General features: G+C 65.5%; 14 protein-coding genes and 3 pseudogenes. 13 read left to right on the plus strand and 4 right to left on the minus strand.

Going from position 1 to position 13623, the window contains the following annotated elements:
* The first annotated feature begins 73 nt into the window (after window positions 1-73).
* Window positions 74-1132, plus strand: a complete 1059-nt coding sequence (locus tag HWY30_RS21315) for an alkene reductase (protein ID WP_090806307.1) — start codon at window positions 74-76, stop codon at window positions 1130-1132.
* 91 nt (window positions 1133-1223) lie between these two features.
* Here HWY30_RS21315 and HWY30_RS21320 read toward each other — a convergent pair whose 3' ends face one another.
* Window positions 1224-1751, minus strand: a complete 528-nt coding sequence (locus HWY30_RS21320; RefSeq protein ID WP_090806309.1) for a GNAT family N-acetyltransferase — start codon at window positions 1749-1751, stop codon at window positions 1224-1226.
* A 150-nt stretch (window positions 1752-1901) separates the two neighbouring features.
* Here HWY30_RS21320 and HWY30_RS21325 point away from each other — a divergent pair, with 150 nt between their 5' ends.
* The 4 genes from HWY30_RS21325 (at window position 1902) to HWY30_RS21340 (ending at window position 5147) form a co-directional block, all read left to right on the plus strand.
* The gene (locus HWY30_RS21325) at window positions 1902-2549 is read left to right on the plus strand and encodes a VTT domain-containing protein (RefSeq protein WP_090806311.1); all 648 of its coding nucleotides are present in this window, start codon (window positions 1902-1904) and stop codon (window positions 2547-2549) included.
* Between the two features lie 120 nt (window positions 2550-2669).
* Window positions 2670-3122, plus strand: coding sequence for a MarR family winged helix-turn-helix transcriptional regulator (locus HWY30_RS21330; protein ID WP_090806315.1), 453 nt, complete (start codon window positions 2670-2672; stop codon window positions 3120-3122).
* Between the two features lie 45 nt (window positions 3123-3167).
* Window positions 3168-3746, plus strand: a complete 579-nt coding sequence (locus HWY30_RS21335) for an isochorismatase family protein (protein ID WP_090806317.1) — start codon at window positions 3168-3170, stop codon at window positions 3744-3746.
* A 51-nt stretch (window positions 3747-3797) separates the two neighbouring features.
* The gene (locus tag HWY30_RS21340) at window positions 3798-5147 is read left to right on the plus strand and encodes an MFS transporter (protein WP_090806319.1); all 1350 of its coding nucleotides are present in this window, start codon (window positions 3798-3800) and stop codon (window positions 5145-5147) included.
* Window positions 5148-5187: 40 nt separating this feature from the next.
* Here the strand turns inward: HWY30_RS21340 and HWY30_RS21345 are convergent.
* A pseudogene (locus HWY30_RS21345) lies at window positions 5188-5452 on the minus strand (LysR family transcriptional regulator); the annotation flags it as partial.
* A 230-nt stretch (window positions 5453-5682) separates the two neighbouring features.
* On the opposite strand from HWY30_RS21345, the gene HWY30_RS21350 reads away from it, so the two are divergent.
* The 3 genes and pseudogenes from HWY30_RS21350 to HWY30_RS41755 form a co-directional block, all read left to right on the plus strand.
* Window positions 5683-7086, plus strand: coding sequence for an MFS transporter (locus tag HWY30_RS21350; RefSeq protein ID WP_090806323.1), 1404 nt, complete (start codon window positions 5683-5685; stop codon window positions 7084-7086).
* 51 nt (window positions 7087-7137) lie between these two features.
* Window positions 7138-7293 (plus strand): annotated as a pseudogene (locus tag HWY30_RS21355) (Gfo/Idh/MocA family oxidoreductase); the annotation flags it as partial.
* Window positions 7284-7370: pseudogene (locus HWY30_RS41755) on the plus strand (type II 3-dehydroquinate dehydratase); the annotation flags it as partial. The pseudogenes HWY30_RS21355 and HWY30_RS41755, both read left to right, overlap by 10 nt.
* 37 nt (window positions 7371-7407) lie before the next feature.
* On the opposite strand, the gene HWY30_RS21360 reads toward HWY30_RS41755, so the two are convergent.
* Entirely contained in the window at window positions 7408-8487 is a 1080-nt protein-coding gene (locus HWY30_RS21360; RefSeq protein ID WP_090806325.1) for a hypothetical protein, read from the minus strand.
* A 119-nt stretch (window positions 8488-8606) separates the two neighbouring features.
* On the opposite strand from HWY30_RS21360, the gene HWY30_RS21365 reads away from it, so the two are divergent.
* From HWY30_RS21365 to HWY30_RS21375, 3 genes are all read left to right on the plus strand, one after another.
* Window positions 8607-9512 (plus strand): LysR substrate-binding domain-containing protein, encoded by a 906-nt coding sequence (locus tag HWY30_RS21365; RefSeq protein WP_090806327.1) that lies wholly within the window; start codon window positions 8607-8609, stop codon window positions 9510-9512.
* Between the two features lie 98 nt (window positions 9513-9610).
* The gene (locus tag HWY30_RS21370; RefSeq protein WP_090806329.1) at window positions 9611-10285 is read left to right on the plus strand and encodes an HAD-IA family hydrolase; all 675 of its coding nucleotides are present in this window, start codon (window positions 9611-9613) and stop codon (window positions 10283-10285) included.
* A 34-nt stretch (window positions 10286-10319) separates the two neighbouring features.
* Entirely contained in the window at window positions 10320-11468 is a 1149-nt protein-coding gene (locus HWY30_RS21375; protein WP_090806331.1) for a DSD1 family PLP-dependent enzyme, read from the plus strand.
* A gap of 9 nt (window positions 11469-11477) precedes the next feature.
* Here the strand turns inward: HWY30_RS21375 and hpaR are convergent, their stop codons facing one another.
* The gene (gene hpaR / locus HWY30_RS21380; RefSeq protein WP_090806334.1) at window positions 11478-11885 is read right to left on the minus strand and encodes a homoprotocatechuate degradation operon regulator HpaR; all 408 of its coding nucleotides are present in this window, start codon (window positions 11883-11885) and stop codon (window positions 11478-11480) included.
* Between the two features lie 191 nt (window positions 11886-12076).
* Between hpaR and HWY30_RS21385 the strand changes: the two genes are divergently transcribed.
* Together HWY30_RS21385 and HWY30_RS21390 are read left to right on the plus strand one after the other, a co-directional pair.
* The gene (locus HWY30_RS21385; protein ID WP_090806336.1) at window positions 12077-12850 is read left to right on the plus strand and encodes a fumarylacetoacetate hydrolase family protein; all 774 of its coding nucleotides are present in this window, start codon (window positions 12077-12079) and stop codon (window positions 12848-12850) included.
* Complete coding sequence (locus HWY30_RS21390; RefSeq protein ID WP_090806337.1) at window positions 12847-13605, plus strand: fumarylacetoacetate hydrolase family protein; 759 nt, start codon at window positions 12847-12849, stop codon at window positions 13603-13605. Before HWY30_RS21385 ends, HWY30_RS21390 begins: the two co-directional genes overlap by 4 nt.
* Window positions 13606-13623: the final 18 nt, after the last annotated feature.

Genomic DNA, 13623 nt, shown 5'->3' on the forward strand with positions numbered 1-13623 from the left:
CGCATCGCCGCGCTTCCTTTTTCACGCAGTTTTTTGAGGCTCGGGCCTTGCCCGCCGCCAAAGGTGAACTCTTATGCCGACTCTTTTCGATCCGCTGCAAATTGGCGATATCACGCTGCCGAACCGCATCATCATGGCGCCGCTCACGCGTCAGCGCGCCGAGGAAATCCGCGTGCCGAACGCGTTGATGGCACGCTACTACGCCGAGCGCGCGAGCGCCGGTCTGATCCTCAGCGAAGCGACATCGATCACGCCGCAAGGCGTCGGCTACGCCGAAACGCCGGGCATCTGGTCGCAGGAGCAGGTCGAAGGCTGGAAGCTCGTCACGCAGGCCGTGCACGAGGCGGGCGGCAAGATCTTCCTGCAGCTCTGGCACGTCGGCCGTATTTCGGATCCGCTGTTCCTGAACGGCGAGCTGCCGGTCGCGCCGAGCGCGATCGCGGCGGGTGGTCACGTGAGCCTCGTGCGTCCCGAGCGTCCGTTCGTGACGCCGCGCGCGCTCGAGCTCGATGAAATCGCCGGTGTCGTCGAAGCGTTCCGCAAGGGCGCGGAAAACGCCAAGGCCGCGGGCTTCGATGGCGTTGAAGTGCACGGCGCGAACGGCTATCTGCTCGACCAGTTCCTGCAGGACAGCACCAACAAGCGTACCGATGCCTACGGCGGCCCGATCGAAAACCGCGCGCGTCTGCTGCTCGAAGTCACCGACGCGTGCATCAGCGTGTGGGGCGCAAACCGCGTCGGCGTGCATCTCGCGCCGCGCCGCGACGCGCACACGATGGGCGATTCCGATCCGGCCGCAACGTTCGGCTATGTCGCGCGCGAACTCGGCAAGCGCAAGATCGCGTTTATCGCGGCACGTGAAGCGCTCGGCCACGACCGCCTCGGCCCGCAGTTGAAGGAAGCGTTCGGCGGCCCGTATATCGCGAACGAGAAGTTCACCAGGGAAAGCGCGCAGCAGGTGCTCGACTCCGGTGAAGCGGATGCGGTGGCCTGGGGTCAGCTGTTCATCGCGAATCCGGATCTGGTGCGCCGCTTCGCTGAAGATGCGCCGCTGAACAAGCCGGTCCCGGCGACGTACTATGCGCGCGGCGAAGTCGGCTACACCGATTATCCGGCGCTCGAAACGGTGTAATCGGTAGCGACAGCGGGCTCATGTCCGCTGTATGAAATGACAAAGCGGCGGGCGTGACTGAATTCCAGTCACGCCCGCCGCTTTTTGTGCGCTAGACAAGCTCGCGCCGCATAAACACCCGTTTCGATTCATCGAGTCCGCGCGCGATATGCGCGTCGCGCCGAGCGAGCAACGCCGCGTCGAGTTCCGACGTGTCGAGATCGCAAAACCCGAGCCGCCGGTAATACGGCGCATTCCACGGCACGTCGCGATACGTCGACAGCACCAGCTGTGTCAATTGTCGCGCGCGCGCGATTCGCGCGACCTCTTCGATCAATGCGGCGCCGATGCGCCTGCCCGCGTGCGAGCTCAGCACATCGAGTTCCTGAACGTAGATGCGCGTCGGCTGCGGCTCGAACATCACGAAGCCCGCGCAGATCGTCTGCTGGTCGAGCGCGACGATGATCTCGCGCGCCTCGATCTTGCGCTCGACGACCTCGCGTGCCATAGGCGGCGCGTCGGCAATCCCGGTCATGCCGACGCTGACGAAACGCTGGCCCGCTTCGAATTCGATGGCACGAATCGTTTCGGCTTCGTGCAAAGAGGCAAAACGGAAAGTGATGGCGGAATCGTGCGACATGGCGTTGCGTCCGATGAAGACCGCCCGAGTTTGACATCGGCACCGCCACATCGACAAGCGGCATATGGCATAAACTCGCGCAAGCGCCCTGCACGCACGCTCGCGGGACTACACTCATCACATCCGAACGCCACCCGAGGCCACGCCAAGATGAACCTGATGAATGTGCTGCAGATCGCGCTGCACCTCGACCAGCACCTGAGCGCGCTGATCGTGCAGTTCGGCACGGCAATCTACGCACTGCTGTTTGTCGTCGTGTTCGTCGAATACGGTTTTCTGCCGCTGTTCTTTCTGCCCGGCGATCCGCTGATCTTCATCTGCGGCGCGCTCGCGGCCACCGGCGCATTGAACGTGTGGATCATCGCGCCCGTGCTGTTCGTCGCGACGGTGGCCGGCAGCAGCGTCGGGTACGCGATCGGCCATGCGGTCGGCGACAAGGTCTATACCCGCAACTACTACTGGCTCAATCGCGATGCGCTGCGCCGCGCCCACGTGTTCAGCGAGACGCGCGGCCGCCTGACCTTCCTGCTGTCGCCGTACATCGCCGTGGTGCGCACGTTCGCACCGTTCGCCGCGGGCGTGTCGCGCATGACGTTCTCGCGCTTCGTCACGTTCGTCACCGCCGGCGCGGCGCTGTGGGTGGTCTCGCTGATCGCGGGCGGCTATCTGTTCGGCAACGTGCCGGTGGTGCGCGAGCATCTGAGTTCGCTGGTGTTGCTGGGCCTCGCGCTCGGCGGTGCGATGCTCGTCGGCGGAGCGGTATGGCGCTTTTTCAACCGGCGCATGCGGGCGCGCTGAGGCCATCGTGGCGACGTTTCGGCGTACGGCCTCCCGCCACCTCAAAACTTGACCCGGGCGAGATACGAAGGTAACCTTATCAGGAAACCTTCACATCATGTCATCGCACGAGTTCACCGCATGACCCAATCCCCTCCCGCAGTTACGCCGGAAGAACTTCATACGCTCGCCGAAGATCTGCGCGTGCTGGCGGGCAAGCTGCGCCGGCGTCTGCGCGAAGAGTCGCATGTCGGCGACTTCACGCCGTCGCAGGTGCAGGTGCTGAACTTGCTGGAACGCGAAGGCCCGGCCACCGTCACCTCGCTCGCGCGTGCGCACGGCATGCGGCCGCAGTCGATGGGAGAAACGCTCGCGGTCCTGAAAGCCGCGGGGCTCGTCAGCGGCACGCCCGATCCTAACGATGGACGGCAGACGGTTCTGTCGCTGACACCCTCCTTTCGCAAGAAAATCAAGGCAAGCCGCGCGGCACGCGAAGACTGGCTGTACCGCACGATTCAAACGCGTTTCACGGCAGCCGAACAGCAACAACTCGCGACGGGCGTCGACTTGCTGAAACGCCTCGTCGATTTGTAACTCGCGATTCGCGCACACGCGTCCCGCCACTCGCAGGAGCACTTCATGGCACTCACGACTCTCGACGCCAAAACCGCACTGGTCGTCGTCGACCTGCAGCGCGGCATCGTCGCGCTGCCCACCGCCCCCCATCCGGCCCGCGAAATCGTCGAACGCTCGGTTACGCTGCTCGACGCGTTCCGCCGCCACGGCCTGCCCGTCGTGCTCGTGAACGTCACCGCCGGCGCACCGGGCCGCACCGACCAGGGTCGCCGCTCCGCCGACTTCCCGCCCGGCTTCGCCGACCTTCTGCCCGAACTGAAGCAGCAGCCGTCGGACCATCTGGTCACGAAGCGCACGTGGGGCGCCTTCACGAACACGGACCTGGCCGCGTATCTGCAACAGCAAGGCGTCACGCAAGTGGTGCTCGTCGGTGTCGCGACCAGCATCGGCGTCGAATCGACCGCGCGCTTCGCGAGCGAGGCGGGCCTGAACGTCACGCTCGTCGTCGACGCGATGACCGATCTGAACGCCGACGCGCACAGCAACAGCATCACGCGCATCTTCCCGCGCCTCGGCGAAACCGGCACGACGCGGGAAGTGCTCGATCTGCTCGAACGTTCGCGCGCTGAAAGCCTGAATTGAAGCGGGCCGCTACCCGCATGCGCCCCACCCCGCGTTGAGGAAACCCCTGCCGTGAGCACCACGTTCCGTTCGCTGCGCATATTCAACTATCGTGTCTGGGCGAGCGGCGCGATCGTCTCGAACATCGGCACATGGATGCAGCGCACGGCGCAGGACTGGCTGGTGCTCACCGAGCTTACGCATCACAACGCGACGGCGGTGGGCATCGTGATGTCGCTGCAGTTCGGGCCGCAGATGCTGTTGCTGCCGCTCACCGGCTACGCGGCCGATCACTTCGACCGCCGCAAGCTGCTGTTCGCGACCCAGGCGGCAATGGGTACGCTGGCGCTCGCGCTCGGTCTGCTCACGGTCACGGGGCTCGTGCAGCTATGGCAGGTCTACGTATTCGCGGGCCTGCTCGGCTGCGTGACCGCGTTCGATTCCCCCGCACGCCAAACCTTCGTATCCGACCTCGTCGGCGAACGCGATCTCGCGAATGCCGTCGCGCTGAACTCCACGTCGTTCAACGCCGCGCGCATGCTCGGGCCAGCGGTCGCGGGTCTGTTGATCGCGTCGGTGGGCAGTGGCTGGGTGTTTCTGATCAACGCGCTTTCGTTCGTCGCCGTGCTCGGTGCACTGCGCATGCTGCGGCTGGACCAGTTACATATCAAGCCGCGCAATGTGCGCTCGCGCGGCAGCTTCGTCGAAGGCTTCAAATATGTCTGGACACGCCCCGATCTGAAGGCGGCGCTCCTGATGCTGTTCCTGATCGGCACCTTCGGCCTGAACTTCCCGATCTTCATCTCGACGATGTCCGTCACCGCGTTCCGTGCGGGCGCGGGCGAGTACGGCGTGCTCAGCTCGACGATGGCGATTGGCTCGGTCACCGGCGCTCTGCTCGCCGCGCGCCGCGCGCGGCCCACCATGGGGCTGCTGCTCGGCGCCGGCGCGATGTTCGGCGTCGGCTGCACGGCGGCTGCGTTGATGCCGAACTACGTGCTGTTCGGCATCGTGCTGATCGCGATCGGCGTGTCGACGCAGACCTTCACCACCTCGACCAATAGCCTCGTGCAACTGACCACCGAACCGGCCATGCGCGGCCGCGTGATCGCGATCCTGCTCGCGATCGCGCTCGGCGGCACACCGCTCGGCGCGCCGGTGGTCGGCTGGGTCGCCGACCGTTTCGGGCCGCGCTGGGCGCTCGGCGTCGGCGCTGCATCGGGCTTCGGCGCCGCGCTCGTCGGACTTGTCTATCTGATGCGATACCGGCAACTGCGTTTCTATCGCGAAGGCTGGCGCCTGCGTTACAGCATCGAAGATCCGCGGCCCGTCACGGCCACCACGGTCATTCCCGACTCCGTAACGACGGTTCAGCGTAGCGAGCTGGACGAGGCGGAAGAGGATACGGCTTCGAGCGTGTAAAAGCGCAAGCGTGTGAGCACCGGATCCGGGCAGGCGCAGCTCAGAGTCCGCCCACGCCGCGCGTCACCAGTGCACACGGTCCGCGCGTCAGTTGCTCCCCGAGAAACTCGATGCACACCTGAATCCGCGCCGACGACGACAAGCGCTCGGCCGTCACCGCCCACACTCCCGTATCCCTCCTTCGCCCACTGCACGACGATGTCGCTCAGATTCGACGCGACCGTGCCCGTCACCTTCACGCTCCTTTCGCCATGCGGCCCGCTCAGGCGCCAGACCCCGAAGCGGTCGTCGCGGCCGCGAAACAGTGGGGCAAGGGGCAGTCGTTTGAAGCCGGTTTGAATGCAATGCCCGGCGCACCCAGGCCGTGGTTAACCCGGAGTGCGCCGCGCCAGCTCGTGACACGCGTCGATCCATCCCGTCGTGCCGCACCGCGGCAACGAGACCAGGAAAATCCTGGCTTGCGCGGCGCCCGTTTAAAGGCGCCAATGATTCAGCCGTAGAAGCTGACAAAAACATTTCCCATTCAGGAGGCGTCATGCAAACGAACGCATCGGCAAGCAGCGGGCATAGCTCGCAGGCGCGCAAGGCTACCGCCAGCGGCTGGATCGGCTCGGCACTCGAGTACTACGATTTCTTCATCTATGCGCAGGCCGCCGCCCTGATCTTTCCTCAGCTGTTCTTCCCTTCCGGTAATCCCAAGATCGCGATCGTCGCATCGCTCGCAACCTACGGCGTCGGCTACGTCGCGCGGCCGATCGGCGCGGTCGTGCTCGGGCACTGGGGCGATACACACGGGCGCAAGAACGTATTGCTCGTCTGCATGTTCCTGATGGGTCTGTCGACGATGGCGGTCGGTCTGCTGCCGACCTATCAGCACGTCGGCTTTCTCGCGCCGGTGCTGCTCGTCGTGCTGCGACTGATCCAGGGTTTCGCGGTCGCTGGTGAAATCTCGGGCGCCAGTTCGATGATCCTCGAACACGCGCCATTCGGGCGACGCGGCTTTTACGCGAGCTTCACGCTGCAAGGCGTGCAGGCCGGCCAGATTCTGGCCGCCGCGATCTTCCTGCCGCTCGCCTATTTCATGAACGACGCCTCGTTCAATGCGTGGGGCTGGCGCATTCCGTTCCTGCTCAGCGCGGTCGTGCTGATCGCCGGGTACATCATCCGCCGCGAAGTCGAGGAAACGCCCGCGTTCGAGAAGGAGGACGCGAGCGGCGGCGTGCCGCGCTCGCCGATCGTCGAAGCGTTCAAGTACAACTGGGGCGACATGCTGCGCGTCGTGCTGTGCTCGCTGATGAACGTGATCCCGGTCGTCGCGACGATCTTCGGCGCGGCGTACGCGGTGCAGCCGTCGTACGGCATCGGCTTTTCGAAGAGCCTGTATCTGTGGATTCCGGTGATCGGCAACATCGTCGCGGTGCTGGTGATTCCGTACGTGGGCAATCTGTCCGACCGGATCGGGCGGCGTCTGCCGATCATCGTCGGCGCGCTCGGCGCAGGGCTGCTTTCTTTCGCGTATCTGTACGCGATCAGCATCCACAACGTGCCGCTTGCGATGGTGGTGTCGATCCTGATGTGGGGCGTCATCTATCAAGGCTACAACGCGATCTTCCCGAGCTTCTACCCGGAACTGTTCCCGACCCGTTCGCGCGTCTCCGCGATGGCGATCGGCCAGAACATCGGCACGACGATCACCGCGCTGCTGCCGGCGCTGTTCGCCTACGTCGCGCCGCCGGGATCGCACAACGTGCCGCTGACGATCGGCGCGATCACGTTCGCCATCACGATCGTCTGCGCGATCGCCGCATGGAGCGCGCGTGAGAACTTCCGTGTGCGGCTTGGCGACCTCGGCGAAAAGAACGTCGTGCCGCTCGACAAGCTCAGCTACGACGCAATGCGCGCGCAGAGCATGGCCGACGCGAAAAAGGCCGCTGCTTGAGCCCGCTTGCCCTTTAACGCGTCTTGATCAGGACTTTCAGGGAACCCGCTCATGAACCGCACCCGGATCGCCGTCGCCGGCGCGGGGTACATCGGCCGCGCCCATCTGGCGGTCGCACAGCAAAGCGACTCGTGCACGCTGTCGGCGATCGTCGACCCGTCGCCCGCGGCCGCCGCGCTCGCAGCCGAGGCGGGCGTGCCGCTCTGGTCAAAGGACAGATTTGCGGCTTCGGTGTGGACAGCTATCTGCTCGGGCTGCGCGCGGCGGAATCGGCGGCGGGCTAGCCACGGGAACGCGCCGCGCGGCGCTGGCCTCGCACGGCTAGCGCCATGTTTCGGTCAACTCGTTGGCCAGCACCATCTTCTGGCGCACCACCTCGACGAAGGCCGCGTCGAGGCCCGCCTGCGCCTTCAGGAATTTAAGCGCGGCGGAATGCACGGCGCGCAACGCGCCGCCGTCGATGCCCGTCATACGCGCCGCGCCGCGGCGCGTTTCCTCGACCAGATCGCGCGCGCTCGTGAAGTCGGGCGACAAGCCGCATTGCGCGTCGAACGCGGCGCGCAGGCCGGCCGCGTAGTCGCGCGACTCGCCGAGCCGCTCCATATCGATCAGCAAATCGACGCCCTCGCCCATGCGCAGCGCGCAGAGGATCCACAACGCAATGAACGCGCGATACGCGTTGTCGCTGTCCACCGTGCGCGCGAATTGCTCGCAGGCGACGGCATACGCGTCATCGGGCATCGACGGTAGCGGCGGCAGGCGTACGCCGCACACGCCGATCGCTTCGCGCACCAGCGGGTCCATCTGATTCAGACCGAGCACGCGAAACGGCGCGGCGACAAAGAACGCATTGCTCCACTGCTGCCGCAGCATCCAACCCGATGCGAACTGCGACGCGGGATTGCGCAGCACGCCCACGTGCAGCGCCTCGGCAAACCCGCGCTTCAGCCACGGCAGACGACCGCCCGTGCGGCAAAACTTGAAGACGGGCACGCGGCCCTGCTCGATCGTGTGCTCGCTCAGCGCGCGCAGATAGGCCTGCAGTGAAGGGAATGTCGCATCGGGATCGCGCGTAAAGCGATCGATGCTGAAGCGCCGGTCGTAACCCGCCACGCCGCGCGCATCTTCGCGCAGAAACGGGCGGTATTCGTCGAAGTAGGGTGCGGCGAGCGGCGGGTGCCCCGAGGTCAAGGTCGGCCGCGAGGCGGGCACGTCGGCGGGTTTGAGATCGGCGAGCACATTGCTGAGCGGCTCGTAAAAACCGGCCGCGCGCTCGTGTTCGCGCAGCCGCGACCACACCCATGTGCCCGCGCTGCGCCAGCCCGTGTGCAGAAAAACCGCCTGTTTCAGCGGAGTATTGGGCGTGGCGTCGTACGCGGACGACTCATGAGGCAACGGCATGGGACTTCTCTTCCAATGGTTGGATCAATAGACTGGAAGCGCCACTTTACCCTGTGATCGATCCGGACGCATTATGCTGCGAGATTCCCCGCTCGCGGCATTGCACCCAGCTCGCATCCATGAACGATTCGGCCGATATCCGCTTCCTGCTCACGCTGCGCGCGAGCGGCAGCCTGATCGCCGCCGCGCGCCGACTCGCGCTGTCGCCGTCGGCGGTCACGCAGCGCCTGCAGCAACTCGAAAAGAAGCTCGGCATGCAGCTCGTGAACCGCAGCGCGCGCCGCCTGCAATTCACCGACGAAGGCCTGCTGCTGTGCGAGCGCGGCGCCGAACTGATCGAGCAGTTCGACGCGTTGTTCGACGATCTGCAAACGCGCCGCGGCGGCCTCGTCGGCACGCTGAAGATCAATGCGCCGCTCGGTTTCGGACGACGCCATCTGGCGCCGCTGATCGGCGAGTTCCAGCAGCAGAACCCCGACATCGACGTCGCGCTGACGCTGTCCGACCGGCCCTTGACCGAAACGCTCGATCGCTTCGATATCGTCGTGCATATCGGCGAGCTGCCGCCGTCGAACCTGGTCGGCTATACGATCGCGCCGAACGCGCGCTTGGTCTGCGCGGCGCCCGCGCTCGTCAGGCGAATCGGCCAGCCCGAATCGCCGGATGCGTTGAGCCGGCTGCCGTGCATCGTGCTGCGCGAAAACAATGAGGACGTGTCACTGTGGCAGTTCAGCAAGGGCCGCACGCGCCGCGGCGTGCGCGTGTCCGCGCATCTGAGTTGCAACGACGGTGACGTGATCCGCCAATGGGCCTGCGAGGGACGCGGCGTGATTCTGCGCTCCGAATGGGACGTCGCCGACGATCTTGCGAATGGCAAACTCGTGCGTCTGCTGCCGGGCTGGAAAGCGCCGGACGCGAACGTGATCGCGCTCACGCATCAGCGGGCGGGACTGCCCGCGCGCACGCGCCATTTCATGCAGTATCTGCAAGGCCGCTTCAGGCCGTTGCCACCGTGGCGGCGGTGATTCAGTCCATCTGAATCTAACAGTCAATCTATCTGAACGCTGAAGTACTATCGAAAACCTATAATTGACTCATCCTCAACAGCCGGCCCCATGCAATCATGACTGCCGCCGCCCATTCCACCGACACTCCCGCCTACCCCGACGCGGTCCTGTTCGACCTGCTAACCGCCCTGCTCGACTCGTGGACCTCATGGAACCGTGCGGCAGGCTCCGACGAAGCGGGCCGCGCATGGCGTGCCGCCTATCTGCGTCTGACATACGGCTGCGGCCGCTACGTTCCCTACGAACAACTGGTGCGCGAGGCCGCCACGCAAGTCGGTTTGTCCGAATCGGCCGCGAACGCGCTCGAGGCGAACTGGCTGAACCTGACGCCGTGGCCCGGCGCGCTCGGTGCGTTGCGCGCGCTCGCGCCGTACTGCAAGCTCGCTGTCGTCACCAATTGCTCGACGCGGCTCGGCTCGCAGGCGGCCGCGCTCTTGCCCGTGCGCTGGGACGCGATCGTGACCGCCGAGGAAGCTGGCGTCTACAAGCCGGACCCGCAACCGTACCGCCTCGCGCTCGACAAGCTCGGCGTCGAGCCGCGCCGCGCCGCGTTCGTCGCCGGCTCGAGCTACGACATGTTCGGCACCGCGGCCGTCGGCTTGCGGACTTACTGGCACAACCGCGTCGGCCTGCCGCTCGTCACGGGAACGCAAGCGCCCGAGGTCGAGGCGGCCTCGCTCGATGGGCTGGTGCCGTGGCTCGCAGGCTTTGGCCGCGATCGTCGTCACTGAATCTCCAACCTCACCTCGCTCCTCAGGTGCAAACATGAAACTCGAACAGATCGAAACCCCGGCCGCGCTGATCGACGTCGCGCGGATGCAAAAGAACATCGCGCGGATGCAGGGGCTGATGAATGCGCTCGGCGTCGCGTTCCGGCCGCACGTGAAGACCACCAAGTGCATCGACGTCGTGCGCGCGCAGATCGCCGCCGGCGCGCGCGGCATTACGGTGTCGACGCTGAAGGAAGCGGAAGCGTTCTTCGCAGCCGGCGTCGACGACATCCTGTACGCCGTGAGCATGGTTCCGTCGAAGCTGCCGCGCGCGCTCGCGCTGCGCCGCCAGGGCTGCGAACTGAAGCTCGTGGTCGACAATCCGACCGCCGCCACGGCGATCGCCGCGTTCGGCGACCAGCACGGCGAAACGTTCGAGGTCTGGATCGAGGTCGATACGGACGGACATCGCTCGGGCATCCAGCCCGAACAGCAGACGCTGCTCGACGTCGGGCGGATTCTGCACGAGAACGGCGTGAAGGTCGGCGGCGTGATGACCCATGCGGGTTCGAGCTACGAGTTGAATACGCCTGAGGCGCTCGCCGCGCTCGCGGAGCAGGAGCGCGCGGGCTGCGTGCGCGCCGCCGAACGGTTGCGCGAGGCAGGCATCGCGTGTCCGGCCGTCAGCGTCGGTTCGACGCCGACCGCACTCGCCGCGCGGCATCTCGAAGGCGTCACCGAGGTGCGGGCCGGCGTCTACGTGCTGTTCGATCTGGTCATGCACAACGTGGGCGTTTGCACGCTCGACGACATCGCGCTTAGCGTACTCACGAGCGTGATCGGTCATCAGGAAGACAAAGGCTGGGCGATTCTCGACGCGGGCTGGATGGCGTTAAGCCGTGATCGCGGTACGTCGCGGCAGTCGCACGATTTCGGCTATGGGCAGCCGTGTTTGCTCAATGGCACGTTGCTGCCGGACTATGTCGTGAGCGGCGCCAATCAGGAGCATGGGATTCTTGCGGCGGTTCCGGCCGATGCGCGAGCCGATGCACGGACCGAAGACATCGCGCAGCGCTTTCCGATCGGTATGAAACTGCGCATCCTGCCGAACCACGCTTGTGCGACCGGCGCGCAGTTCCCCGAGTATCACGCGGTTGCGCCGGACGGCAGCAGCGTCGAATGGCAGCGATTTTACGGCTGGTAAGTCAGCGCGTCACTCATCCTCTTCCGACAACCCCGCCAACAGATCGTCGACCGCGCGATACACGCGCTCGACGATCTCCGGTCCCACCTTGCGCTCGAGCTCGCGATAGTGCGCCTCGAGATCCTTCGAAATCACGCGCACCAGGTCGACGCTCGTATCGGTCAGCGACACGAGCACGCGCCGCTGATCCTCCGCGAAACGTTCTTTCGTCACGAGTTCCATGCTCTCCATGCGCGCGAGCACGCCGGCCATGCTCGGGCTCGAAATCGTGCAGATGTCGGAGATGTGGCGCGGCTCCATCGGGCCGTGCTCGTTGAGCGCGCGAATCACTCGCCATTGCTGCTCGGTGAGTCCATGCGCGGTGATCAACGGACGAAAACGCTCCATCATTTTTTCGCGGGCGCGTAACAACAGCATCGGCAAATTGCGGTGCAAAACTCGGGTGGACGCAGCGGACATGGTGGCAAGGAATCAGAAAAAAACAGCTGTCGAAGCTTACGGGAAAACCCGCGATCAACCGGCAGCCTATTGACCGTCGATGATATCAAGCGGGATACTACTAACATCTTAGTGTTTTCGCCATACTTTCGCCACGAGGCTGCGCATTTATGTTTGCCCTTGCCGATCATCTGCTGCATCCCGAAGGCGACGCGCTGCCTCGCGACGTGGACGCGCACACCGCGGCCGCGTTGCTGGCACGCGGCGTTGCGTGTCGCGCGCCGGTCAGCGGCGTCGTGTATGGCGCCTTGCTGAACGATCGCGCCGCCTTGAACGCGCTGGGCGACGCAGTGCATGCGGCACCGTACAAGGCACCGCCGAAAGCGCCGATTCTGTATCTGAAGCCGCGCAACACGCTGGCCGGGCATCGGGCGCGCGTGGTCGTGCCGGATAACACGCTCGGCGTCGAGGTCGGCGCGTCACTCGGCATCGTGATCGGCCGTACCGCGACGCGCGTCGGCGTCGAGCGCGCGGCGGACTACATCGCCGGCTATACGCTGGTCGGCGATCTGAGCGTGCCGCATACCAACGTGTATCGCCCGAACGTGCGACTGCGCGCACGCGACGGCTTCTGCGTGATCGGACCGGCGCTCGTCGCCGCGCGCCACGTCGCCGCGCCGGATCGGCTCGACATCGCCGTCTCGCTGAACCGCGCCGAACCGTTCACGGCAAGCACCGCAACCTCGGTGCGCAACGTCGCGCAATTGCTCGCCGACGTCACCGATTTCATGACGCTGAACGCGGGCGACGTGCTCACGCTCGGCGTCCGGCACGGCTCGCCGGTCGCGCACGTCGGCGATACGGCCACGCTGTCGATCGGCACGCTGCCGCCCTTGACCATATCGTTCATTGGCATGGATCAACGAAACGGAGAACTGTCATGATGCGCGGTCGCGTCGCCTATGCGGGAGCGATTCACGAAGCGTATCCGCACGAGCAGGGTGTGCGCCTAGCCGACGGCCGCGTGCGTCGCGAGGACGAAGTGGTCTGGCTTGCGCCGATCGAAGTCGGCACGATCTTCGCGCTCGGTCTGAACTACGCCGAGCACGCGAAGGAATTGCAGTTCAGCAAACAGGAAGAACCGCTGGTGTTTCTGAAGGGGCCCGGCACGGTGCTCGGCCATCGCGGCGTCACGCGTCGCCCCGCCGACGTCACGTTCATGCACTACGAGTGCGAGCTCGCGGTCGTGATCGGGCGAACCGCGCAAAACGTCGCGCGTGAAGACGCCATGCAGCACGTGGCGGGCTACATGATCGCGAACGACTACGCGATTCGCGACTACCTCGAAAACTACTATCGCCCGAATTTGCGCGTGAAGAATCGCGACGGCGGCACGGTGCTCGGCCCCTGGTTCGTCGACGCCGCCGACATCGCCGACGTCACGCAGCTCGAGCTGCGCACGTTCGTCAACGGCACGCGTCAGCAATGCGGCAATACGCGCGATCTCGTCACGGGCATCCGCGCACTGATCGAATACCTGAGCGGCTTCATGACGCTCGCGCCCGGCGACGTGATCCTGACCGGCACGCCCGAAGGCATCGTCAACGTCAACACGGGCGACGAAGTCGTCTGCGAAATCGACGGCCTCGGCCGGCTCGTCAACACGATCGCCTCGGACGCGGACTTCGGCCGCGCCTGATCGACAGCAAAAACCCAC

It is taken from the genome of Paraburkholderia tuberum STM678 (genome assembly GCF_902833905.1).
Classification (GTDB): domain Bacteria; phylum Pseudomonadota; class Gammaproteobacteria; order Burkholderiales; family Burkholderiaceae; genus Paraburkholderia; species Paraburkholderia tuberum.

Excerpts from the sequence above, each read along its gene's own strand:
- hpaR (WP_090806334.1), bottom strand. The coding sequence starts at position 11,885 with ATGCTGTTGTTACGCGCCCGCGAAAAAATGATGGAGCGTTTTCGTCCG.
- HWY30_RS21315 (WP_090806307.1), top strand. The coding sequence starts at position 74 with ATGCCGACTCTTTTCGATCCGCTGCAAATTGGCGATATCACGCTGCCG.
- HWY30_RS21365 (WP_090806327.1), top strand. The coding sequence starts at position 8,607 with ATGAACGATTCGGCCGATATCCGCTTCCTGCTCACGCTGCGCGCGAGC.
- HWY30_RS21330 (WP_090806315.1), top strand. The coding sequence starts at position 2,670 with ATGACCCAATCCCCTCCCGCAGTTACGCCGGAAGAACTTCATACGCTC.
- HWY30_RS21325 (WP_090806311.1), top strand. The coding sequence starts at position 1,902 with ATGAACCTGATGAATGTGCTGCAGATCGCGCTGCACCTCGACCAGCAC.
- HWY30_RS21370 (WP_090806329.1), top strand. The coding sequence starts at position 9,611 with ATGACTGCCGCCGCCCATTCCACCGACACTCCCGCCTACCCCGACGCG.
- HWY30_RS21335 (WP_090806317.1), top strand. The coding sequence starts at position 3,168 with ATGGCACTCACGACTCTCGACGCCAAAACCGCACTGGTCGTCGTCGAC.
- HWY30_RS21375 (WP_090806331.1), top strand. The coding sequence starts at position 10,320 with ATGAAACTCGAACAGATCGAAACCCCGGCCGCGCTGATCGACGTCGCG.
- HWY30_RS21350 (WP_090806323.1), top strand. The coding sequence starts at position 5,683 with ATGCAAACGAACGCATCGGCAAGCAGCGGGCATAGCTCGCAGGCGCGC.
- HWY30_RS21360 (WP_090806325.1), bottom strand. The coding sequence starts at position 8,487 with ATGCCGTTGCCTCATGAGTCGTCCGCGTACGACGCCACGCCCAATACT.
- HWY30_RS21320 (WP_090806309.1), bottom strand. The coding sequence starts at position 1,751 with ATGTCGCACGATTCCGCCATCACTTTCCGTTTTGCCTCTTTGCACGAA.
- HWY30_RS21385 (WP_090806336.1), top strand. The coding sequence starts at position 12,077 with ATGTTTGCCCTTGCCGATCATCTGCTGCATCCCGAAGGCGACGCGCTG.
- HWY30_RS21390 (WP_090806337.1), top strand. The coding sequence starts at position 12,847 with ATGATGCGCGGTCGCGTCGCCTATGCGGGAGCGATTCACGAAGCGTAT.